We start from the raw sequence: 23915 nt of genomic DNA on the forward strand, positions 1-23915 counted from the left end.
CAGGCCAGATTAGCGTATAGGGAATTGAGGGTCAAATGGAAAACTTAAGAAATTAGTTTCAGTTTTTCAGCCCAGCTTCTTACATTACCGGCTCCTATACTTAAAAATATATCTCCTTTTTGTAATTCCTTTTGCAGTATTTGTATATCTTCATCTATCTTTCCGCTGAGAAGGCTCGTTTTTTCAGTTGGTAAGCGCTGTGCAATAAGTCCTGTATGGATGCCGGCTATGGCCTCTTCACCTGCTGAGTAAATAGGGAGAAGAAAAATTTTATCAGCCTTAATTAGAGATTCTGCAAATTCTCGGTATAATTCTTTAGTCCGGGTATAACGATGAGGTTGGAACAGGACAATGGAACGAGAAGAATACTCTTTTTTTAATATATTTAAAGAATTTAATACAGCACTGATTTCTGTCGGATGATGGCCGTAATCATCATAGAGTCTTACACCTTTCCAATCCCCTAAAAATTCCAGTCTGCGCTCAACTCCTTCATACAAGGAAAGGGCCTTTAAGCTGGTTTTTGTTTCTATCCCGATTTGCTTACAGGCAAGATAAGCTAAGAAAGCGTTATGTAAATAGTGTCTTCCTGGAAAGGGACAGCTTAATTCGTAAGAATTTTCATCCTCTTTAAATATAAGTTTATTTGTATATATGGAAATCCTATAATGCGGAATTCCTTCTATTTGCTTATCATCCTCGGAGAAACTCAGGATATTTTTTTTTAGCCCGGTTTTTATTAACATATTCCTCACACCGGGATCGGAAAGGTTGACTATGGAGAGGCTATCTCCTTTATTCTCGATAAATCTGGCAAAAGCTTCGGTAAGCTTTTCTTCGGTACCATAATAGTCGAGATGGTCTCTATCAATATTACTGAGTAGTTTTATCCTGGGAGTATAGATTGAAAAGCTTCCATCCGATTCATCGGCTTCAAAAACAGCCCAATCACTATTACCGGAGCGTCCTCCCCGGTTTTGTAAAAATGGTAGATTCCCACCTACCATAATCGATATATCTTTTTTAGCATGAAGGAGGATTCGAGAAACCATAGCCGTTGTGCTGGTTTTCCCGTGGGAGCCGGCTACTGCTACGCATTTCTTTTCTTGGAATAAGTTCTGTAGTATCTCAGAACGGTGAAAGGAAGGAATTCCTCTTTCTTCTAATTTTCTATAAACCGGATGGTTCTTGCGATTTATAGCGCTGGAGTAGATAAAGTAATCCTGTTCGGAGAGAATCTTATCGGAAGGTTCCGGGCTAATTTCTGCTCCTCTCTTCTGTAAATCCCTTACTACTTTCGAATCGTTCTTGTCGTAGCCAAAAACCCTGATTCCTCTATCTAAAAGGATGTGGGCGATAGACGACATACCGGATCCACCGATACCGAGTAGGAATGCATTCTTATTTTCTGGAAGTTTCATCTTGGGATAAAAAGAAAAAGTCTATAGTATTTACGGAAGATTGCAATTTTGCATCTTTGCAGGTCTGCGCATATATTTTCGAGAGCAATTCGGGATTCTGGTTGATTTCTAATAAATATTTTATTAATATACTGCTATCCTCTTCCTTGCTGGCAATGATTTTGGCACCACAGCATTCTTCACAGAACTTCGCATTTTCCATCTGGTGGTTATCGGAAGCATAAGGGTAGGGGATAAGTATCATCGGAAGACCGAAAGCGATGCACTCGGAAATCACTCCTGCACCTGAACGAGCGATAACGAGATGTGCCCAGTCGTAGTGTTCTTTCATGTTTACGGAATAGGAGATAATATTATCCTTTTCTATCGGACCTCTTATCTTGGTAATGGTTTCTTCATACAGAGCTGTCCCGGTTAAAATTCGAAAGAGAAAGTTTTTACTAATCTCCGGATTTTCCATAGAGTTTAAAACCATATTATTAATCTGTCTGGCTCCCTGAGAACCTCCCATGACCAGTACATGGATTCTTTCTTCCGGAGATTTCGGAAACTCTTTTGTTTTTGATTCCGGTAATATTTTAGAACGAATCGGGTTACCTGCAACAATATGGGGAACTCTTATTTCTTTTTGTGTTATGGGAGGAAAGCTAAAGGCTATTTTATTCGCATATTTTAGAAAAATTCGGTTTACTTTTCCGATTACCCGGTTTTGTTCACAGAGGAATATTTTCTTTCTGAAAAATAAGGCATATAAAAGTGCCGGAACACTGGAGTAGCCCCCCATGGAGATGACGCAATCCACCTTCTCTTTTTGGAAGCGGAGAATCGTTTTTATCAGGTTATAGATAAAAGGAAATGGAAAAAGAAAAAACATTTTCGTAATAGGAGGAGAGTTATGCCAGATGAGTTCACAGGGAGCAGACTTTAAATCCGGATTGTCCCGGTTTCGGTTCAGGGAGTGGATGTAAAGTTTCTCAAAACCATATTTCTCTTTATTTTGCATCAGGGCTTCTGCAAGGGCAACACCCGGTGAAATGTGGCCACCTGTTCCTCCGGCGGCAATAACAATTGTTTTCATACCTGTAAATTCTCTTTTCGGGTTATATTACATAAAATCCCCAGGGAGAGCATGACCGTGAGCAGGGAAGAACCTCCGTAGCTAACAAAAGGAAGGCTGATACCCGTAATCGGAAAAACACCGGTAACTACAAACAGGTTAATCAGTATTTGAACTCCAATCATGGATATAATCCCGACTCCCAGTAAAAATCCGAAGGGTTCATTGACTCTTCGGATGAGCATAAAACTTCTGAGGATTAAAAAGATAAATAGAAAAAATAAAAATAAAAAACCTATATATCCGAAGTCTTCAACATAAGTGGCCATAACAAAGTCGGTGTGGCTATATGTCAGGTAACGATGAGAATATCCTGTAGACACATTGGTTCCGAACCATCCTCCATCATTAAAGGCTCGGAAGGAAGATACAAGCTGGTGTCCTTCATCGTAGCGGTATTTATAGGGGTCTAACCATACTTCGATTCTCTTCTTTCTATAACCCACTTTATATATCAGGATCATCAAAAGTGGAATCGATGAGATAAATCCAAAAAGAAGCTTTCGAATGGGAAAGCCATCAATAAAAATCAGAGCAATAATCATGGAGATGATTTCGAGGGTGGTCCCGAAAGCCGGCTCAATAATGATAAGGGCAATTACTGAAAGGACTAAGAAACCGGGTAAGATATAATTTCTATAGGTTCTGTGGACTGTCTCATTCATCTTGACGAGAAAGGCTGCGAGATAGGTAACGATTGCAATTTTAGCAAATTCAGAAGGTTGGAGCTGGAAAGAACCTATTCCTATCCAGCGATGAAAGCTTCTTCCGTAATAAGTATGAACCGATTTTCCGAGACCCGGAATAAAAACGAGAACTAAGAGAAAAAGAGAAAGAAGAATGAGTTGGCTGGCGTAGCGTTTATAGTAACGATAATCTATATTAGCAATCAGTATAAAACCAAAAATAGAAAGTACTGTCCAGGCAGCCTGTTTTTTGGCAAAGTACATGGGGTCCTGAAACTCTCTGCTTGCGGTTATCGAGGAGCCCGAAAACATAATGCCCAGACCCAAAAAAAGCAGGATGAAAATTGAATATAGAAGGGGTAAGTCTACTTCATACTTACCCGGACTGAGAAAAGACGATAAGCGAGAATTGGTTTTATTCATTCTTACTGGATCTTTAATGAGGAAAGGGATATGAGTGCAAGAATAATTGCCACTATCCAGAAACGGATAACAATTTTTGTTTCTTTCATTCCTCCCAGTTCAAAATGGTGGTGCAGGGGTGCCATTCGGAAGATTCGTTTTCCCCGGAGTTTAAAGGAGCCTACCTGTAAAATTACACTCAGGGCTTCTGCTACAAAAACTCCTCCTAAAACGACCAGAAGAAGTTCTTTTTTTAACAGGATGGAAATCATACCGAGGGTAGCACCTAAAAAGAGGGAGCCTGTATCTCCCATGAAAACTTCTGCCGGGTGGGAATTGAACCACAGGAAGCCGATTAATGAACCTGTAAGGGCAGAAATGAAAACTGAGTATTCATGGGCTTCTGGAAGGTAAGGAATATTCAGGTAATTAGCAGCTACTGGGGTTCCGGATACATAGGCGATAATTCCGAAAGTGATGCTGGAGATGGCTACTGTGCCGGTTGCCAGTCCATCCAGACCGTCTGTAAGATTGACTGCATGAGTAGTCCCGATAATAACACAGATAGAAAAGGGAATGGCAAAGAGTATTTCCAGGGACAGGATCGGGCCTTTGAGAAAAGGTAGAAAAAGGTCTGTCAGGGCAAAGGTAATTCCCTTACTGGAATTTGAGGGTTCCCCGGTGACTAAAAAAAACAGCAGGCAGAAACTTAAAGCAAGGAGAATGCTGATTCCGAATTTGACTCTCGCTTTCATACCTCCTTTTATTTTCAGAATCGCCTTTTCGTAATCGTCTCGAAAGCCAAGGGCACTGAAAAGAATACTGAAAACAGAAATTAAAAGCACGTTGAGATTCTTCAGGTTTCCCCAGAGCAGGGTAGATACAATTAGCCCTGAAATAATCATCAGACCGCCCATAGTAGGAGTGCCGGATTTTACCTCATGGGAAGCCGGACCATCGGGGCGGATACTTTCTTTAAAGCGAATCTTATACAGGTAGGCGATAATTCGTTTTCCTAAAAAGAAAGTTAGAAACATGGAGGTGAGTCCCGCCATGAGGGCTCTGAAGGTAACATAGCCAAAAATTCGAAAGAAGCCCGGGTCGGGGCCGAGTAGATCATGGAAAAAGTATAAGAACATCTGTAATTATATTTTTATCTCCTGCTTTCTTCGTCCAGTTCAAAAGCGTTCTGTATTTCAATTGTATCACTAAAATTTTCTTTTGAGGAGCCAATGATTTGATAGTTTTCATGCCCCTTACCGGCTACCAGTAAGAAGCCTTCTTCCGGAAGAACCTGTATTCCTTTTAAAATAGCCTGCCTGCGGTTACTCTGACGAATATAGGAAGTAAAACCCTTAGGAAATCCGGCTTCAATTTCATCGATGATTTTTTCCGGATCTTCGGTTCTCGGGTTGTCGGAAGTCAGAATGACCATATCCGAGTTTTCGGCAGCAATTTTTCCCATGATAGGTCTCTTGGTATGGTCTCTATCTCCACCACAACCAAAAAGGCAGATAAGGCGACTATGAGGAATTTCTTTCAGGCTCTTCAATACATTCAGAAGAGCGTCAGGGGTATGGGCATAATCTACTACCGCAAGCCGGTTTCGTCTTCGATTATAAACGATCTGGAAACGTCCATCTACAGGGTGCAGGTTTTTAATCGAATCCTGGATCAGCTCTTCTTCCAGACCTAAATGCAGGGCCGCGATATAGGACATGGACACGTTTAGGAAATTGAAGTTTCCGAGAAGGTTTGTTTGTAAGTCGATTGGGCTGCCTTTTTTGGGTTTCAGGAAAAATTCTGTTCCATTCAGACTCAGACTTTTTACTTCTCCTTCGTAGTCCTTTCCTTTTCCGAAAGCAAGGGTTTTGAGAGGGAGTTTTTCTTTTTTTATTTTTGCCAGGATGTCCCTTCCTCCCTTTGTATCTGTAGAAATTAGGGCGAGTCTTTCCTCATGATAGGAATTGGAGAGAAGTTTAAAAAGCTTATATTTACTATTCAGGTAATCTTCCATGTTTTCATGGAAATCAAGGTGATCGCGGGTTAAATTGGTAAAAATGGCTGCTTTCAGGTGTATACCGTTCATCCGATTCAGTTTTAAACCATGAGAACTGGCTTCCATGAAGACGTATTTCACACCTGCATCGAGCATGTTTTTTAAAATGCTCTGGAGTTCTGAAGGTCCGGGAGTGGTGTAACCAGTGTGTAAAACCCGGTTTCCATAAATTACCTGTATGGTACCGATGATTCCGTATTCTAAGCCGGCCCTTGAAAAGAGGTCGGAAAGAATATAGGTCATCGAGGTTTTACCGTTAGTTCCGGTGATGGCTACTATCTGGAGCTGTTGGGAAGGATGCCCTTTTAAACAGGAAGCAAGAGGGCCATGGAAGTAGGCCGGATCGGACTCCGACACCAGAACGGTTGTGAAGTCTTTCGGTACTGGTAAAGAAAGGTTTTTTTTGCTGATTAAAACCGCTTTAGCACCCCGTTTAATTGCATCTTCGAGATAGCTCCGGGTTTTTTCTCCGAAAGAGTCATAGACACAAAAAATATCGTTCTTACCGGTTTCTCGTGAATCGGAGTATATATATTGAATATCGGGATCGGATTGAGTCCTGAGAATCGAAATTTCAGGATAATCACTTAGTAATTCTTCTAATTTCACTTTTGTTTGTCTTGAAGTTCTTTTTCTGTGGGTAAGGTAATGGTAATGATTCGATTGCCACCGGGAACAGGAAGGTAGTTGTATACCTTTTTATACAGGTTTTCTATCCTTTCTGCCGAGGTTGAGGAAGCTACATCGATACGTAGTTCATTATTCTTTTTTACCAGTTTCTCTTTCTGACGGTTGAGAATGCGCACTTTTGCATTTAAGCTTGCGTAGTTTACGTTTTGCCAGATATATAACAAAAATAAGGATGCTGGAATAGAAACAACGAGCAGGGCTCGTAAAATATGGACTGTTACCGGACTGAAAAAAATCCGAATCATTCTTTTTATAAACAAATTGATACCGGCCTCTAAATTTCTCTGGCTGTCCTATAATAATTTAGACTCCTTCTATTTGTCAAGTTCTATTCTGGAATAGAACCCGCAGGCATTGACCGGTAAAAAGTTTTCGCCCGTTTTTATTTATTATACAATCCCATTAAGAGATATGTATAAATACTTCCTATCGTGCTAAAATAATTCGTATCGTAGTGATCTTCGGGTATCTGGATTTCCAATTCCTTTTCCAGCTCCAGAATGAGAACCTGTATGCTCATAGAGTCTATTCCGTAGGTATAGTACAGGTGTTTGTCCGGGCGCAGGTCACTTTCTGAAATACCGACTGCAGCCGCTTTCGTTACCGCCCTGCGAATAATGCCATATAACTCTTCCGAATCCTCGTTCATTTGTAAGCTTAACTATATTACTTCTAAGAGGAAAGGTAAACAATATTATTTTATCCAAAAAAAAGCCTGCAATTTTTCGGCTTATATAGGCAATGTAATATTCAAAAAGCACGCAAAAATATCATATTGCTTACCATATGAACAATGTGCTTTAATTGATGTAAGGGAATGTGTATTTCCTGCTCTTTCTATTGGCATATTTCTTGCAAAATAAACACTGAAACATAAGGGGGACTTGGGATGATAGAAGAAAGAAAGGTTAAATATCCGGGAATACCGGAGGCTATGGATGGAAACACAGCTGCCATCATGTGTGAGAGGGAGTCATCGGATGCTGCCGGAGCCTACCCCATCACACCTTCAACCCAGATGGGAGAATACTGGGCCTATGAATCTGCTAATGGACATCTGAATATCTCCGGGAAGCCCTTGATTTTTATTGAGCCGGAAGGAGAACATGCAGCAGCGGCAGTAACCGCAGGTTTATCCATGACGGGTTTACGCTCAACGAATTTCTCTTCCGGTCAGGGGATAGCCTACATGCACGAATCGTTATATGCAGCCGTAGGTAAAAGGCTTACCTATGTTTTAAATATGGGTTGTAGGGCTATGACCAAAGCTACCTTAAACGTACATGCCGGGCATGACGACTATCACGCAATCGATGATACCGGTTTTTTCCAGGTTTTCGCAAAGAACGTCCAGCAGGTAGCCGACTTAAATATTATTGCTCATAAAATTGCAGAACTGGCACTAACACCGGGCATAGTGGCCCAGGATGGTTTTTTAACCACCCACCTTATCGAGTCCTTACGACTCCCGGAAAGAGAATTAATCGCGGAATTTTTAGGAAGACCGGATGATTTGATTGAAACTCCTACACTAGCCCAGGAGCTTATCTACGGTAAAACGAGGAGACGTATTCCTGAACTCTGGGATGTAGACAACCCGGTGATGGCAGGTGTCGTACAGAATCAGGACTCCTATATGCAAAGTGTAGCCTCTCAGCGTCCTTTCTTTTTTGATCATATAGAAGAATTAACCCTGAAAGCCATGGAGGAATTTTACCAGCTTACAGGTAGAATGTATGGACTCATCGAAACCTATAGGGCCGAGGATGCAGATATTCTTTTTGTAGGGCAGGGAAGCGTAATCCCGAATGCTGAGGCTGTAAGTGATTATTTAAGAAATAGCCGGGGACTTAAAGTTGGGGTTGTCAATCTTACCATGTTCCGTCCTTTCCCCGGAAGCTATATAAGTAAAGTCTTAAAGAATAAGAAAAAAGTGATAGTTCTTGAAAGAACAGATCAGCCCCTGGCAGAAGATCTGCCTTTAATGAGAGAAATTCGTTCAGCTTTGAATAAGGCTTATGAAAATGGAAGAGCAGAAGGAGAAAAGCCCTATCCGAAATACGATACTTACAATCAGTTAAACGATTCACCGGAACTCTATTCAGCTTCTTACGGACTGGGAAGTAGAGATACACAACCTGAAGCACTTATCGGTGCTGTAGAAAATGTCTTACCCGGTGGTAAAAACAAAAAGATGTTTTATCTTTCCATAGATTTTGTTCGGGAAAAATCTATAACCAAAAACCAGGAAGATTATCAAAAAGAACTCCTCTCTAAATATCCGAACCTGAAAGATCTAGCCATTCGAGGTACTGAAAACCCTGATTTAATGCCGGAGGGAGCTATCACAGTAAGAATTCATTCCATTGGCGGCTGGGGTGCTATGGCTACGGGAAAAAATTTAACCATGACCCTTTCTGATATCCTCGGTTATTACATTAAATCCAATCCGAAATACGGTTCAGAAAAAAAAGGACAACCCACCACGTATTATCTCGCTGTGGCGCCCGAACCTATCCGGGTAAACTGTGAATTTTTCTATGTTGACGCGGTATTGTCACCGGACCCGAATGTCTTCAAACATTCCAATCCCCTCGCCGGTTTAAAAAAAGGGGGAACCTTTATCATACAGAGCGATTTAAAAGATCCGGAAAAAGTATGGAATACGATTCCGCACAAATATCAAAAAATTATAATTGATAACAAAATCAAGATATACTTCATCGATGCCTTTAAAATCGCCAGAGAGGAAGCTACTGATGCAGAACTTCAATTCAGAATGCAGGGAATGGCTTTCCAGGGAAGTTTTTTTGCCGTAGAAGAAAAGCTAAAAGGAACGTTAAGCGAATCGGAACTTTTTACAAAGATCCGGGAGCAGATAGAATCAAAATTTGGCTCAAAAGGTAAAAGGGTTATTGAAGATAACCTGAGAGTTGTACTGCGTGGTTATGAAGAAACAAAGAGCATTACAGAACTCATCCTGAAGCCCGAAGAACCCAAAACTCTTTTAAAAGTACAGGGCATGCCGACTCTTTTAGAAAAAATGCCTGTTAACTCCAATCTCAAAACAGACATACATAGATTCTGGCAGCAAACCGGTTATTTTTATTTAAACGGACTTGGCAATGATGTAATTGCAGATCCTTTTATTGGCATGAGTCTGATTCCGGCTGCTACAGGAATTTTTAGAGACATGACAAACATTCGTTTTGAGCATCCTCAGTGGATTGCAGAAAAATGTACCGGCTGTGGTAGTTGCTGGACGATGTGTCCTGACTCTGCAATTCCCGGTCTTGTCAGCGAAATAAAACAGGTCTTTGGAACTGTTGTTAAGCGTCTTAAGAAGCAGGGTAAATCTGTGCAGTATATCAGTCCTGTTTTACCGGCCCTGGAAAAAAATGTTCGTAATAAAATCGATACCGGTGATGTAAGCTACTCCTTTCTGGATCATTTGAAATTTGCAATAAAAGAAATTACTAAATCACCAGGGCTTCAACCGGAAGAAAAAAGAGACATGGAAGCCGAGTTTCAAAATTTCTGGTCAGAAATTAAGAATGTACAATTCTCTATTACCCGTCCTTTTTACAACCGCATGGAAAAAGCGGAAAAGGGTTCAGGAGGTTTACTGACCATTAATATAAACCCCTATACCTGCAAGGGTTGCATGGAATGTGTGGATGTTTGTAATGATAAGGCACTTGTTCCTCAGACACAAACCGAAGAATCGGTAAGGATTCTACAACAAAACTGGGAATTCTGGCAGGATTTACCCGATACAAATTCCAGGTATATCCGTATTGATGACCTCGAAGAAGGTATCGGAGCTCTTGAAACTTTACTTCTGAATAAGAATAACTATCTCTCTATTGTGAGCGGGGACGGAGCCTGTCTGGGTTGTGCGGAAAAAACAGTTCTGCATTTGTTTACGGCAACAGTAACGGCCCTGATGCAAAAGCGCGTAGTAGAGCACCTCGAGAAAGTAAACCTCCTGACTCTCAAGTTAGAAGAAAAAATCAAATCCAGCCTCACTCCGGAGCTAAAAGATACGGGGATTTTAGAGAAAATTTTAAATAGCCCTGGCCATACCGCCTGGACTCGTTCCGAAATTTCTGCCGAATTAGAAGAACAAAAGGTGGCTATAGATTCTGAAAAATTAAAAGTCCTTGCCCATCTGGTAAATGAATTAAAGCAAATTCAATGGCGTTACGCCACAGGCACGAGCGGCAAGGGTCGTTCTTCCATGGGTATGATCAATGCAACAGGCTGCTCTTCGGTCTGGGGTTCCACCTATCCGATTAACCCTTACCCATTTCCCTGGACCAATCATCTGTTTCAGGATAGTCCTTCTATTGCTATGGGAATTTTTGAAGGTCATATGAGAAAAATGGCCGAGCAATTTAAAATCATCCGTCAGGCAGAAATGGAACTCGGTCTTCGTCCCGAGGAAGATTTGAAATACTTTAACTGGCAAAAGTTCACCGATGATGAATTCCATCTCTGTCCACCGGTTATCGCTGTAGGTGGAGATGGTGCCATGTATGACATCGGTTTCCAGAACCTATCCCGTTTAATGATGAGCGGAAAACCCATTAAGGTCGTAATTTTAGATACCCAGGTTTATTCGAATACAGGAGGCCAGGCCTGTACTTCCGGTTTCCCGGGTCAGATAAGCGATATGGCGGCTTATGGCAAGAAAAATCACGGAAAAGAAGAAATCCGGAAAGAAATTGGTTTCATCGCCCTTGCTCATAGAACCTCTTATGTCCTGCAAAGTAGTGTTGCCAATCCTACTCACCTGATAGAAGGTTTTATTGAAGGAATTCGCTCCAAAAGACCGGCTATTTTCAATGTATTCTGTAGCTGTCCGGCAGAACACGGAGTCGCAGATGATGTGACTTTTGATCAGGCCCGTCTGGCTCTTGAATCCCGTGCTTACCCGGTTTTCCGTTATAACCCGGACCGGGGAGCAAACATTCAGGACTGCTTTGATATTGAAGGAAATCCGGAACCTGACAAGCTCTGGCCCGAATATGAATTACGTTACCGGGATGAAAGAGGAGTCGAAAAAAATATGAAAATTGAAATGACTTTTGCTGACTATGCAGCAACTGAAGGTCGTTTCCGGAATCACTTTCGGCATGCTCCACACGAAACCTGGGATGATGACAAAATGATTCCTCTTACAGAATTCATAGACTTGAACGAAGAAGAGAAAAAAGATAAATATCCTTATATCTGGGCCATTGATGCCAAAAAAGGTTTAGATAGGCTACTCGTTTCTTCTGAAATCGTAGCCGCTACAATGGACAGGGTAAACTTCTGGAAAACCATTACTTTTCTCGCCGGTGCTGAACAAGAAAAAGTTAGCGAAAATGATATTCGTAAGCAGGTGCAATCTGAAATGGTAGATAAATTCACCCAATCACTACTGCAATTGGCTTCGGGTCAGGTTGCATAAGGAGGCCGATATGACTCAGGTGGCAGAAATTAAAAAGATCGCGGTAAAAGATCATGTAGTCGAATTTGTTTCCGATGCAGGAGAGGGAGCTCAAAAAGCCGGAGTAACTTTCGCAAAAGTCTCCGCCAGGATGGGGAATAGTCTCTGGACAGTAGAAATTATTCCTTCTGAAATACAACCTCCTCCTCATACAGTGGGAAGTGCTTCCGGAAATAGAATTCGGCTGGGTACAAAAACCATCACGAACGGAGGGAATAGAGCCAATGTGGTATTAGCTTTTAATGAAATGTCTCTTCTTTCTCGTGTTCAGAACGATGCTTTATCTGAGGATGTAATTGTTATAATAGACAATCAGTGGGCAACTCATGAGTTAATGGAAATTCGGGAGGGCTATAGAAAAATCCTGAATGATTTGAAGGATAAAGGTGCCCGGATCTACGAGATTCCCATTGAAGAAGAAACAAAGAAGATACTGGATGATCCGAGACAGGGAAAAAACATGTTTGCCCTCGGTGTCCTGAGTTTTCTTTATTCCAGGGACCTGGAGATTCTACGTCAATGCGTAAGTGATACATTTGAGAAGAAGTCAGACTCAGTTCAGGAAAAGAACATTGCTCTTGTAGAAAACGGTTATTACTTCGCTGAAAAAATATTTGATTATCAGTTTGAAATCGACTCGATTCCCCTTGAAAAACCCATGGTAGCCATGAATGGAAACCAGGCTATTGCTCTCGGTACTATAGCTGCCGGTTTTGAACTCTGCTCTATGTATCCCATTACTCCGGCCACATCTGCTTCACATTTTCTTTCTTCCCTATTTGAAAGCTTTGGTGGTTTTGTGCATCAGGCGGAAGATGAAATTGCTGCTATAGGAGTAGCTGTTGGGGCTGCCTATGCCGGAAAGCCTGCTCTCACCATTACTTCCGGCCCGGGCATGGCCTTAAAAACCGAATTTTTGGGGCTTACGGTTATGACCGAAACTCCTCTGGTTGTAGTCGATGTACAGCGCGGAGGTCCCAGTACCGGCTTACCTACTAAAATTGAGCAGAGTGATTTGTTAGCTTCTTTGTATAGTACTCCCGGAGATGCACCCAAAGTTATTCTTGCACCGGCTACCATCGAAGAGTGTTATTATATAATGAAAACCGCACGTAAGATTGCGGAAGATTTTCGTATGCTTGTGATTATTCTTTCCGATGCCAATCTGGCTACTGGCGTTCAACTATTCCCACGTCCTGAAGTAAAAGAAGGGAGTATTCCTCCGGCTCCTTCCCGCGAATCCCTGGAACCGGGTAGTCTGGGTTTTGATTGGGATGCAGAAACCGGTCTTTCTCAAAGGCTTATACCCGGTCAAAAAAATGGAGTAGGCATGACTTCCTCACTCAACCACAATCGTGCCGGGCTTGTGCGTTATGATACGGAAACGAATGAACTCGGTCATACTATGAGAAGTAGGAAGTTAGCGGTTTTACAAAAATCTTTGAAACTACCCGAAATCATGGGAGAAGAAGAAGGAGACCTTCTGATTCTGGGCTGGGGTTCGACAAAAGGTGCCATTGAAGAAGCCGTTCGTTCTCTACAAGAAAAAGGTCATAAAATATCTTCCTTACATTTAAGATTTATATGTCCTCTTCCTTCCGGTTTAAAAGAGGTTTTTCAAAAATTTAAAAAAGTGATGACTGTTGAGCTAAATTATAGTGATCCCAAAATAGCTCCCTACATCGACTCTGAAAATAGACGTATGAGTCAGTTGGCACTCTATTTAAGAGCACATACTTTGACCGACATTGACTGCTATTCCCGTGTTTTAGGAAGGCCGATTATGCCTGGTGAGATTGAAGAAGCCCTGAGTGGTTTTTTAAAGGAGATAAAATAAATGTATTCTGCCGAAATCGATGAATATTTACAGCACGAATGTGAACTGGAACATAGCTTTTATTTAGAAGACTACGAAGGGGAAATTGCTCGCTGGTGCAAGGGTTGCGGAGATCATGCCATTTTAAGTTCTGTGCAAAAAATCCTGAGAGGAAGACAAATTAATCCTGAGTCGGTTGTATGCGTTTCGGGAATTGGTTGTTCTTCCCGTTTTCCTTATTACTTAAAAACGTATGGTTTTCATGGAATTCACGGACGTGCTCTGCCCCTGTCAACCGGAGTATCCCTTGCCCGCTCAGATTTGCATGTTATTACCGTAATGGGAGATGGAGACTGTTTCAGTATTGGTGCCGGTCACTGGATTCACGCTTTGCGTTATAATGTTAATCTAACGGTTCTTGTTTTTGATAATGAAATTTATGCTCTAACAAAGAAGCAGGCTTCTCCCACTACAAAGATGGGAGTTGCAACGAACACGAGTCCTAAAGGAGCTTATCTCGAAGCTTTGAATCCCCTTACTACCATACTCGGTGTTACCAACGTTTCCTTTCTTGCCCAGACAGCTACCTGGCTACCGGCCCACCTGAGTGAGACCATTGAAAAGGCTTGGGATCATGAAGGATTGTCTTTTGTGCGTATTTTACAACGCTGCCCCATATTTTCACCCGATGCGTTTATGCAGGGAAATAAGGTGACGGTTCCCATGCGTTTTTTAAAGAATCCGAAGGGTATCTCGGTGAGTTCTAACCTCGAAAGAATGGGAGAGGTCGTAGAACATAATCCTTTTGACCTGCAACATGCCAGGGAAATTGCCGGTGACAAAGAAAAGGAGCCTATGGGGCTATTATATTATAATCCGGAAATTCCCAGTTATAATCAAATACGGCATTCAAAAGTTATACAAAAATCTCCGGAAGAGAAAGTTGCAGATTTCAACCGCGAGTTAGATAAATACCTTGTGTAATAGAAAGAGGGAAAAATGAAATTACATTTAATGATTCAAGAACAGTTAACAAAAATTTGGTATAGTAAAGAAACTGTCCTGAAAGAAAAAAACCAGGAAATCTTATTGTTTTTCAAAGAGATGCTGGAGAAAAACCAGGTAGAATCTGAAAACCATTTAGATAAATTTGGAGAATTTGCTGATAGTTTTCTTGATACTTCTTCTCTTTCTAAAATCCTGGATAAGAAAAAACACAAAGACTTTCCCGAACAAAGAAAGAAAGGGATTCAAAGAGCCATTGATATTTTAGAAAAATATAATAAACAGGGTTTGCCTTCCCCATTCTTTAAAGAGTTTTCTTTTGATTCCGATTATGAGAATTTACTTCCTTCTATAGAAGAGCATTTTCATCCATTTAACGAACTCTTTTACGCCTACCGTATCTATGATTTTGAAAAGAATGCAAGCTTTAACCAACACAAAGCTTTCTATGAGAAAGAAATATTAAAAAGTGTGAATTTAACAAAGATGGAATGGGAATTAACTTCCTGTTTTGTAGTCTGGAAAATGGGAGAATTAGAAAGCCCGGTAGATTTTTTCTCTGTATTGAGAGAAATTAGTAAATCCGAATATCCTATAAAACTAATGTTTTTAGAAACCGAGCCCGTTCTGCCGCCTGCTTCAGAAGACTCCGAGGAATATTTCGCTCATTTAGTTCCTACCGATCTGGCACTTTTAGCTCCTGCTCTCCAGAAAATACACTATTTTCAAAGTCCTGTAGAAGTAGATAGGGAAATTTTTCAGAAGAAATTAGAGAACTGCTGGTCGGGACATTATTCAAGCTTTATCAGGCTCTATTTAGGGAAAGAAAATCCTTATCTGGCAGCAGTCGGTCGTTATGTTCCTTATTTTGAATATAATCCGGGTATAGATTTTAATTTTAGTTCTTGTATTAGCCTCGAAGGAAACCTGGAATTAAACGAAATTTGGGGAAAAGAAATTGCAAGACAGGGAAGTATTTCCCATCGGGCTACTATATCTTTTGCTGATTTTCTATGCAGGGAAGGTTTAGCAAAGGATCATTTTACGGAACCACAGAACCAGGGAAAAAAGCGTCCTATAGATGTCAGTGAATATCTGGATCTGGATCGCTGGAACCGGGAACATTACTATCCGATTGCTCATGATAGTAAAGGAAAATCCTGGCTTGTATCTCAGGTTATAGTTGCACTTTCTGTAGAACATGCAAAAATTTGGCGAGTTATGCAAAATTGGGCAGGTATAGCCAATCCTGAATTTGAAGAGAAGCTCAAAGCTTTAAAAATACAGCTTAAACTGGAAAAGGAGCAGGCATTAAAGGAGCAGGCTGCCAAAATTATAGAAGAAAAAGATGCAGAAAAAGAAAAGTTGTTAAGTCAGAGCTTTCGTAACCTGGTTGTTAATCTTCTAAATAAAAATGGAGCCGGCATAACTGAGCTGGTATCCAATCTGAGTTATACTTCCCTTTCAAATGGAAAGGCATTTTCCTCTGAGCCGCAACAGCCGCAGGCCGGACCTTCTGAAAAACCCAAGGAAGAACTCTGGATAGACTCAAGTCTCTGTACTGCCTGTGATGAGTGTGTTACGATTAACCGGAACATCTTTGCTTATAATTCGGAGAAACAGGCTATAGTAAAAAACCCCAGGGGAGGCCCTTTCAAAGATATGGTGAAAGCTGCTGAAAAGTGTTCCGCAGGCATTATACATCCGGGTAAACCCTGGGATGAGAAAGAGAAAGACCTGGAGAAACTTATCAAAAGAGCTGAGAAGTATAACTAAGTAAGAAGGGGGATGAAAACTACTGGTTTTTCTGGAAAACTCCTATTGACTACCGGTTTATACGGGTAGTCAAGGGAATGTCTACCAGGTTTTTTAAGCGGATACTCCAAAATCAAAAAAACATAGATTACTTGCAATTAGAATAATTAAAGCCGTTATAGATATCCTTAAAAAAAAATCTCTAAATATGTTTTTTACTTTTATTTTATAGTAACCTGTCATAATATTACCCTATCATGTCGATGCTAAAGGATATATTGCAGATTCTGGAATTTTAAAAGTTCCACCTATAAAATTTTCTGCTGTACAGTATTCCGGAACATCTATAGAAGGGGAAATCACAAAACAAACCATGAAAACCTCTCCAAAAGAAAAGAGAACCAGAGAAAAATTAATTGATCCGGCTTTGAAAAAAGCGGGATGGGATTTTGAAAAACAGGTTGGCATGGAAGTAAAGCTGACCGATGGGAAAATTTTAGTCAATGGCACTTTGACACGGAGAGAAGATGCCCGATATGCGGATTATGTTTTGTATTTCAAACCCAATATTCCTATTGCTATCATTGAAGCAAAGGAAGAAAATCAATCTGCCAGAAAGGGTTTGCAGCAGGCATTGGATTATGCTTCTATGCTGGATGTGCCCTTTGTTTTTAGCACGAATGGAAAGTCCTTTATCTTTCATGATAAAACTGTAGCCGATGGAGAAATCGAAACAGAACTATCTATGGATGAATTTCCTTCGCCAAAAGAACTCTGGGAAAAATACAAAATCTATCATGGGATAACAGAAGAAAAACAGGTAAAAGTGATTGAGCAGGACTTTTATTTTGATGGTAGCGATAGAAAGCCGAGGTATTATCAACAGGTTGCTATCAACAAAGTAATTCGAGAAATTGCCAAAGGAAAAAACCGGCTTTTGCTTGTCATGGCAACAGGAACCGGAAAGACCTATACCGCTTTTCAGATTGCGTATCGTCTCTGGAAAAATGGTAGCAAGAAAAAGATTTTGTTTTTGGCAGATAGAACCGCATTGATTGATCAGACACGCAGGGGAGATTTTAAACACTTCAAAGACAACCTGACGGTTATCAAGAAAAAAGTAATTGAGCAGGGCGGAAAACAAAGGTTAATTTCCAACAAGAAAAGAGGCATTGATTCTTCCGACAAGGCTTATGAGATTTATCTCGGTTTGTATCAGGGTTTAAGCGATGCCGACGGAATCGAAGATGCTTATAAAGATTTTCCGAGAGATTTTTTTGATTTGATTATCGTGGATGAGTGCCATAGGGGAAGTGCCAAAGCTGATAGTGCTTGGAGAGAAATACTAACTTATTTCCAATCGGCAACCCAGATCGGTATGACCGCGACTCCTAAAGAAACAAAAAAGATTTCCAATATTGAATATTTTGGTGATCCTGTTTATACCTATTCGCTCAAACAGGGAATCAATGACGGCTTTTTAGCTCCTTATAAAGTGATTCGTTTAACGTTAAATATTGATAAGGATGGTTGGCAACCACCGAAAGGTTATTTGGATAAAAAAGGCAAACCGGTTAAAAATAGGATCTATAACCTGAAAGATTTTGATAAAAATCTTGTAGTAGAAGAACGCAGGAAAGTAGTTGCACAAAAAATCACCGAATATCTAAAAGGCAATAAACAACGTTATGCGAAAACGATCCTTTTTTGTGTGGATATAGAACACGCCGAAGGAATGACGACCGCACTTATCAACGCAAATGCGGACATCTGTAGATCGAATGATAAATACGTTATGCAAATTACCGGGGATAATGAGGAAGGCAAAAGGGAACTGGATAATTTTACCAATCCCGAAGAGCCATATCCCACAATTGTTACCACTTCCAAACTATTGACAACAGGAGTAGATGCAAAAACCTGTAAGGTAATTGTCTTGGATAGTAACATTCAGTCGATGACAGAGTTTAAGCAAATCATCGGTCGTGGTACGAGGATTGATGAAGATTATGATAAGAGATATTTTACAATATTAGATTTTAGAAATGTTACCAAATTATTTGAAGATGAGGAGTTTGATGGAGAACCTGTTAAAATCAAAATTAGTACAGAAAATGAAGACCTTTCCGATTTTGAAGAGGAAGGTTCTTTGGAAAATGATAAGGATTCTTTAGAATCAGAGAAGAAAAACCCCGGTCTTATAAAAGCACATTCTTCAACAAAATCGCCTAAACCACCACGACCACCCAAAAAAGAAAAAGTATATGTGAATGGAATTAACGTCACTCTTCTTTTGGAAAGAAATCTTTTCTTTGATAGAGAAGGAAGGCCTATTACAGAAAGTTTGGTGGATTATACAAAACCTATCATCCAGAAGAAATTCAAAACACTCAAAGCTTTCTTGAAAAAGTGGAACTCTGTAGAAAGAAAAACCGCCATTATCAAAGAACTCGAAGCGGATGGTGTCCTTATCGAAGAGCTTAAAAAAGCTGTTGATAAGAATGTAGATATTTTTGATCTTATCTGTCATATAGCTTATGATATGCCTCCATTGACCAGAAGGGAAAGAGCGAATAACGTCAAGAAAAGAAACTACTTTACCAAGTATGGAGAAACCGCCCGCAAGGTGATAGACGCTCTGATTGATAAATATTCCGATGGTGGATTTGAAAATCTGGAAAGTGGTGAGGTTCTTTATTTAGAACCTTTTAGTGAATACGGTTCACCGATGGAAATCATTGAAGAATTTGGTGGACTTGAGGATTATAACAAGACAATTAAAGAAATAGAAAACTATATTTATGAGGTGGCTTAATGTCAGTTAATATTTCGGGTGTTTTAAAATCGATTCGGGATTTTATGCGTCAGGATGCAGGCTTGAACGGTGATGCACAGAGATTGGAACAACTTGGCTGGATGATTTTTTTAAAAATCTTCAGTGATAAGGATAAAGAATTACAGTTCACTTCCAATGGAAAGTATAAGTCACCCTTACCGGAAAAATATCATTGGGAGAATATTAAGAAATATGCAGATACCGAAAAAGCGGAAGATTTTTTAACCTTTATTGATCAGGGATTATTTAAAGATTTAAAAGAGTTGGATATAAGCACCGGAAACGAAAGAGTCAAACTTCTCAAGAATGTGTTTGAAGGAAATAATAATTATATGAAGTCCGGCACGCTTTTGAAAAAGGTAATCTACAAACTGGATGAAATTAATTTTAACAGAGCAAAGGATAAACATGTTTTTGGTGATATTTATGAAACCATGCTCAAAGAATTGCAAAGTGCGGGAAAGAGTGGAGAGTTTTATACACCGAGAGCTATAACCCAGTTTTTGACCGATATAGTAGACCCAAAAATCGGTGAAAAAGTTTTGGATCCGGCATGTGGAACCGGTGGTTTCTTATCTGCCTGTGTAGAGAAGTTGAAAACTTTAGCAAAGACTACAAAGGAGAGAGACTCTATCCAAAAAAATATTATGGGTATAGAGTTCAAACCTCTTCCGTATATGTTAGCAGTTACGAATATGATTTTGCACGATGTGGCTCTTCCTTCGATTGAAGAAAGGGACTCTTTGGACAAACCAGTTACGGAATACAAAGAAAAAGATCGTGTAGACATCATCCTTGCCAATCCTCCTTTTGGTGGAGTAGTGACAGAAGGATACGAAAAGAACTTTCCTTTGAACTACAGGACAAAAGAAAGTGCGGATTTGTTTCTTGTGCTATTTATCAATCTATTGAAAGAAGGTGGACGGGCTGCTATTGTTCTACCGGATGGCTCGCTTACCGGTGATGGCGTTAAACAGCGGATACGGGAACTCTGGATGACGAAGTGCAATTTACATACAATCATTCGGCTGCCAAATTCGGTCTTTCAGCCTTATGCTTCGGTAGCAACAAATTTATTGTTTTTTGAAAAAGGAACACCTACAAAGGATATTTGGTATTATGAACATACCCTGCCCGAAGGTCAAAAGTCCTACAGCAAAACTAAACCCATTCAGGTGAATGAATTTGACCCGATCAAGAAGTGGTGGAATAAACGCAAAGAGAGTGAAGTTTGCTGGAAAGTCAATATCAAGGAAATCGAAGCTCGCGGTTATGACCTCGATATAAAAAACCCCAATAAAAAAGAAGAAGAGCACGAGTATACCAGCAAGGAATTAATCTCCATGCTCGGAGAATCATTTTCCAAAAGCGATAAAATTTTGAAGGTAATCCAAAAGGAATTGAAAGTTGGATAACCCTGCATCACAGTTTATCATTTATACCACCGAGTTGGGAGATACCCGGATCGATGTCCGAATGGAAGAAGAAACCGTCTGGCTATCCCAAAAGCAAATGGCGGAGTTGTATCAAAAAGATGTGAGAACGGTTAATGAACATATTCAAAACATCTATTCAGAAGAAGAGCTTCTACCGGAGGCAACTATCCGGAATTTCCGGATAGTTCAACAGGAGGGAAAAAGACAGGTTTCGCGTGATATTGACCATTATAATCTGGATATGATTCTCTCTGTCGGTTACAGGATTAAATCGTCTATTGCGACTCGTTTCCGCCAGTGGGCTACCGAAAGGCTGAGGGAATACATCATCAAAGGGAAAATAAATGTCTTTGTATAAAAATAAATACCGCATCGAATCTGCCCGAAAAAAGAATTGGGATTATACCAGCCCGGCATATTATTTTATCACGATATGCACCAGGGACAGAAAACATTATTTTGGTGAAATAAAAAATGGAATCATGGAATTAAATCCTGTGGGAAAAATCATTCACGATGAATGGTACAAAACCCAATCCATGCGTCCGAATATATATTTGGATGAATTTATTATCATGCCCAACCATATTCATGGAATTATCCAAATTGATTATAAACATCATCGTAGAGACGCGTTGCATCATCGTAGAGACGCGTTGCAATGCGTCTCTACGATGATGCATTATTCGTACGTATATATCCAAAATATATCGCATATTGTCCGTGGATTTAAATCATCCTGTACCAATCGAATCCATACAGAAATCGGTTGTGAATTTGAATGGCAATCCCGTTTTTATGATCGTGTCATCCGAACCGAACCGGAATTACATAACACACGGAAATATATAAAAAACAATCCAAAAAAATGGCAATCCGTGTATGATTCCCGTGACAGAAAACAGGAAAAAATCCAATGAATAAAAACGAATGGCGAAAGGTGAAATTGGGGGATGTGATTTCAGCACGGAATGAACGGTATAAACCTGATGACGATTATATTTCAAAGTTACAAAGGATAGATAAAATTGATTTTACTGGAAATATATTTTTATCAAACAATCCATCAAAAACGGATATGATTTTAATTAAACCGGGTGATTTTGTAATTTCAGGAATCAATGTTGCAAAAGGTGCATTAGCAGTTTATAATGGAACGGAAGAAGTATCTGCTACTATTCATTATTCTTCCTATACATTAAACGAAAAAGAATTATATTTGGATTATTTTAAAAGTTTTTTACGAAGTTCGGAATTTTTACGATTATTACAAGAACAAATTCCCGGTGGTATTAAAACAGAAGTAAAACCAAAGCATATTTTACCTTTAGAAATTTCCCTACCTCCCTTATCCGAACAAAAGCGAATCTCAGCCAAATTGCAATCCATCCAAGCACAGCACACAGAACTTACCGCCGAAATACAAAACCAAAAATCCTATATCAAGCAACTTAAACAGGCAATCTTGCAGGATGCTGTCACAGGAAAGCTAACAGAAGATTGGCGAAAGACCCAAGCGGGAAAAAACGCAGGCAATGCCAGAGAACTCTTGGAGCAAATCAAAGCAGAGAAAGAAAAGCTCATCGCCGAGGGCAAGATAAAAAAACAGAAACCGTTACCACCGATAAAACAGGAAGAGATACCTTTTGACTTGCCAGCGGGTTGGGTTTGGACGAGATTGGGGGTGGTGATTGATGACAAACCAAAAAATGGTTATTCACCTAAAGAAGTTAGCTATCCAACAGAAATTAAGAGCTTAAAATTAGGAGCTACAACTTGGGGAACTTTTAATTCAAATGAATACAAATATATAGATGAAGTTATTCCTAAAGAATCTCCATATTGGTTAAAAAATGGAGATATTTTAATTCAAAGAAGTAATTCTTTAGATTATGTCGGAGTGAGTGCAGTATACGATAGAGAAGATTTTCAATTTATTTATCCGGATTTAATGATGAAAATTCGTTCAGTTATTATTTCAGCTAAAAGCTTACATCTTTTGTTGTCTTCTCCTTATATGAGAAATTACTTTAGAGCAAATGCTAAAGGTGCACAAAAAACAATGCCAAAAATTAATCAGGATATAGTTATTAATGCGTTACTCCCACTCCCACCCCTCGCCGAGCAGGAAGAAATCGTGCGGCGGGTGGATGTGTTGTTTGCTCAGGTGAAGGAGCTGGAACAGGAAGTGGAGAAACGCGAAAAGTATGCAGAAAGCTTGATGCAGGTTGTTTTAAGCGAAGCGTTGCGCGGGTGATTGGAATGGAAACATTTCCGGGCAATAAATCCAAACCTGAAATAAAAATATCCTGATAGAAAGTCCAAGTTTTCTATTTTTTTTCCGATATTTAAAAAGGCTATGTTTCAAAGTTTTTTAATTATTTGTATCCTGGTATTTTATTCCGCTTCCGTGTTTTCTCAGGATGGGGTTGATGCCAAAAATAAGCTTCCGGGAATTCAAAGTCATAAGGATAGCACTGTTTCCTCCACCAGGGGTTATATTAAAATTTTTGGAGAGCAAAGATACTGGCAGGGGGTCTATTCTTTTAATAAAGCCAATGAATACTACAAAGATGGGCTTTTTGATGCCTGTATAGAAGAATTAAAGGTTTATTCCCAGCTCTATCCCAAGCATCCTTCTCAGCTCGAAGCCCTTCAGCTTTTAAGCCAGGCTTATGTAAAAAATGATGATCTGCAAAAAGCCATTGAGGTCGATTTAAAGATTTTTAAGGATAATTCTACTACTGAGTCCGGTTTAAGTGCTTATCTGGAAGCAGCCAGAAAATCGATTACGATAGGCAACACGAAAAAGGGAAGAGAAATTCTGGAATATGTAAAGAATCAGATGTTTTCCTCTAAACTGGCAAAAGACGCCGACATTGAACTCAGGCAACTGGACATTTTAGAGAACAAACAAAAGATTACACAAAATACAGTAGAAAATCCGCTTACGGGCTCTCCTGAACCGGCGGTAAATCAGGAAATAAAAGAAAAATTTCCTGTAAATGATTTTCAGGATAATGAGAAAAAAGAAAATGGAAAAACGCTTGATTCTATTCCCTTAAAAAATTAAAAAAAAAGGGAACCGAGATTTTTTAAATTTACATACCATTGTTTTTTAAAATTCTGGGAGTGAATCTGAAACAAAGAAAACGTCAGTAGCTATGGTTAACTGTCAAATAAAACCACAGAAAG

At 39.9% G+C, this 23915-nt stretch carries 17 protein-coding genes; 10 read left to right on the forward strand and 7 right to left on the reverse strand.

What is annotated here, in order from left to right:
* Nucleotides 1-44 precede the first annotated feature (44 nt).
* The 7 genes from murC to H7A25_06725 form a co-directional block, all read right to left on the reverse strand.
* Entirely contained in the window at nucleotides 45-1421 is a 1377-nt protein-coding gene (gene murC, locus H7A25_06695; GenBank protein ID MCP5499574.1) for a UDP-N-acetylmuramate--L-alanine ligase, read from the reverse strand.
* Nucleotides 1402-2499, reverse strand: coding sequence for a UDP-N-acetylglucosamine--N-acetylmuramyl-(pentapeptide) pyrophosphoryl-undecaprenol N-acetylglucosamine transferase (locus tag H7A25_06700; GenBank protein ID MCP5499575.1), 1098 nt, complete (start codon nucleotides 2497-2499; stop codon nucleotides 1402-1404). The genes murC and H7A25_06700 overlap by 20 nt, the downstream gene beginning before the upstream one ends.
* On the reverse strand, nucleotides 2496-3647 hold the full coding sequence (locus tag H7A25_06705; protein ID MCP5499576.1) for an FtsW/RodA/SpoVE family cell cycle protein: 1152 nt from the start codon (nucleotides 3645-3647) through the stop codon (nucleotides 2496-2498). Before H7A25_06705 ends, H7A25_06700 begins: the two co-directional genes overlap by 4 nt.
* Before the next feature lie 2 nt (nucleotides 3648-3649).
* A complete protein-coding gene (locus H7A25_06710) occupies nucleotides 3650-4765 on the reverse strand; it encodes a phospho-N-acetylmuramoyl-pentapeptide-transferase (protein MCP5499577.1) in 1116 nt (371 codons plus the stop codon).
* A gap of 14 nt (nucleotides 4766-4779) precedes the next feature.
* Nucleotides 4780-6294, reverse strand: coding sequence for a UDP-N-acetylmuramoyl-L-alanyl-D-glutamate--2,6-diaminopimelate ligase (locus H7A25_06715; GenBank protein MCP5499578.1), 1515 nt, complete (start codon nucleotides 6292-6294; stop codon nucleotides 4780-4782).
* Nucleotides 6291-6620, reverse strand: coding sequence for a hypothetical protein (locus tag H7A25_06720; GenBank protein ID MCP5499579.1), 330 nt, complete (start codon nucleotides 6618-6620; stop codon nucleotides 6291-6293). The genes H7A25_06715 and H7A25_06720 overlap by 4 nt, the downstream gene beginning before the upstream one ends.
* A 137-nt stretch (nucleotides 6621-6757) precedes the next feature.
* A complete protein-coding gene (locus H7A25_06725) occupies nucleotides 6758-7024 on the reverse strand; it encodes a hypothetical protein (protein MCP5499580.1) in 267 nt (88 codons plus the stop codon).
* Nucleotides 7025-7309: 285 nt separating this feature from the next.
* On the opposite strand from H7A25_06725, the gene H7A25_06730 reads away from it, so the two are divergent.
* From H7A25_06730 to H7A25_06775, 10 genes are all read left to right on the forward strand, one after another.
* Entirely contained in the window at nucleotides 7310-11833 is a 4524-nt protein-coding gene (locus H7A25_06730) for a 2-oxoacid:acceptor oxidoreductase family protein (protein MCP5499581.1), read from the forward strand.
* A gap of 10 nt (nucleotides 11834-11843) precedes the next feature.
* Nucleotides 11844-13709, forward strand: coding sequence for a 2-oxoacid:acceptor oxidoreductase subunit alpha (locus H7A25_06735; protein MCP5499582.1), 1866 nt, complete (start codon nucleotides 11844-11846; stop codon nucleotides 13707-13709).
* Entirely contained in the window at nucleotides 13710-14672 is a 963-nt protein-coding gene (locus H7A25_06740) for a 2-oxoglutarate oxidoreductase (GenBank protein MCP5499583.1), read from the forward strand. It begins immediately after the preceding gene.
* A gap of 15 nt (nucleotides 14673-14687) precedes the next feature.
* Complete coding sequence (locus H7A25_06745) at nucleotides 14688-16469, forward strand: ferredoxin (GenBank protein ID MCP5499584.1); 1782 nt, start codon at nucleotides 14688-14690, stop codon at nucleotides 16467-16469.
* A gap of 352 nt (nucleotides 16470-16821) precedes the next feature.
* Complete coding sequence (locus H7A25_06750) at nucleotides 16822-19263, forward strand: DEAD/DEAH box helicase family protein (GenBank protein MCP5499585.1); 2442 nt, start codon at nucleotides 16822-16824, stop codon at nucleotides 19261-19263.
* Nucleotides 19263-20699, forward strand: coding sequence for an N-6 DNA methylase (locus tag H7A25_06755; GenBank protein MCP5499586.1), 1437 nt, complete (start codon nucleotides 19263-19265; stop codon nucleotides 20697-20699). Before H7A25_06750 ends, H7A25_06755 begins: the two co-directional genes overlap by 1 nt.
* Before the next feature lie 61 nt (nucleotides 20700-20760).
* Complete coding sequence (locus H7A25_06760; protein MCP5499587.1) at nucleotides 20761-21078, forward strand: virulence RhuM family protein; 318 nt, start codon at nucleotides 20761-20763, stop codon at nucleotides 21076-21078.
* The gene (locus H7A25_06765) at nucleotides 21065-21640 is read left to right on the forward strand and encodes a hypothetical protein (GenBank protein MCP5499588.1); all 576 of its coding nucleotides are present in this window, start codon (nucleotides 21065-21067) and stop codon (nucleotides 21638-21640) included. Before H7A25_06760 ends, H7A25_06765 begins: the two co-directional genes overlap by 14 nt.
* Nucleotides 21637-22977 carry a restriction endonuclease subunit S gene (locus tag H7A25_06770; GenBank protein MCP5499589.1) on the forward strand — a complete coding sequence of 447 codons (1341 nt, stop codon included), beginning with the start codon at nucleotides 21637-21639 and terminating at the stop codon, nucleotides 22975-22977. The genes H7A25_06765 and H7A25_06770 overlap by 4 nt, the downstream gene beginning before the upstream one ends.
* A gap of 102 nt (nucleotides 22978-23079) precedes the next feature.
* Nucleotides 23080-23793 (forward strand): hypothetical protein, encoded by a 714-nt coding sequence (locus H7A25_06775; protein ID MCP5499590.1) that lies wholly within the window; start codon nucleotides 23080-23082, stop codon nucleotides 23791-23793.
* Nucleotides 23794-23915: the final 122 nt, after the last annotated feature.

The organism is Leptospiraceae bacterium (assembly GCA_024233835.1).
Taxonomy (GTDB): domain Bacteria; phylum Spirochaetota; class Leptospiria; order Leptospirales; family Leptospiraceae; genus JACKPC01.

Bases quoted from the DNA above. Each gene is read 5' to 3' on its own strand.
- murC (MCP5499574.1), bottom strand. From the start codon at position 1,421: ATGAAACTTCCAGAAAATAAGAATGCATTCCTACTCGGTATCGGTGGA.
- H7A25_06700 (MCP5499575.1), bottom strand. From the start codon at position 2,499: ATGAAAACAATTGTTATTGCCGCCGGAGGAACAGGTGGCCACATTTCA.
- H7A25_06705 (MCP5499576.1), bottom strand. From the start codon at position 3,647: ATGAATAAAACCAATTCTCGCTTATCGTCTTTTCTCAGTCCGGGTAAG.
- H7A25_06710 (MCP5499577.1), bottom strand. From the start codon at position 4,765: ATGTTCTTATACTTTTTCCATGATCTACTCGGCCCCGACCCGGGCTTC.
- H7A25_06720 (MCP5499579.1), bottom strand. From the start codon at position 6,620: ATGATTCGGATTTTTTTCAGTCCGGTAACAGTCCATATTTTACGAGCC.
- H7A25_06725 (MCP5499580.1), bottom strand. From the start codon at position 7,024: ATGAACGAGGATTCGGAAGAGTTATATGGCATTATTCGCAGGGCGGTA.
- H7A25_06730 (MCP5499581.1), top strand. From the start codon at position 7,310: ATGGATGGAAACACAGCTGCCATCATGTGTGAGAGGGAGTCATCGGAT.
- H7A25_06735 (MCP5499582.1), top strand. From the start codon at position 11,844: ATGACTCAGGTGGCAGAAATTAAAAAGATCGCGGTAAAAGATCATGTA.
- H7A25_06740 (MCP5499583.1), top strand. From the start codon at position 13,710: ATGTATTCTGCCGAAATCGATGAATATTTACAGCACGAATGTGAACTG.
- H7A25_06745 (MCP5499584.1), top strand. From the start codon at position 14,688: ATGAAATTACATTTAATGATTCAAGAACAGTTAACAAAAATTTGGTAT.
- H7A25_06750 (MCP5499585.1), top strand. From the start codon at position 16,822: ATGAAAACCTCTCCAAAAGAAAAGAGAACCAGAGAAAAATTAATTGAT.
- H7A25_06755 (MCP5499586.1), top strand. From the start codon at position 19,263: ATGTCAGTTAATATTTCGGGTGTTTTAAAATCGATTCGGGATTTTATG.
- H7A25_06760 (MCP5499587.1), top strand. From the start codon at position 20,761: ATGGAAGAAGAAACCGTCTGGCTATCCCAAAAGCAAATGGCGGAGTTG.
- H7A25_06765 (MCP5499588.1), top strand. From the start codon at position 21,065: ATGTCTTTGTATAAAAATAAATACCGCATCGAATCTGCCCGAAAAAAG.
- H7A25_06770 (MCP5499589.1), top strand. From the start codon at position 21,637: ATGAATAAAAACGAATGGCGAAAGGTGAAATTGGGGGATGTGATTTCA.
- H7A25_06775 (MCP5499590.1), top strand. From the start codon at position 23,080: ATGTTTCAAAGTTTTTTAATTATTTGTATCCTGGTATTTTATTCCGCT.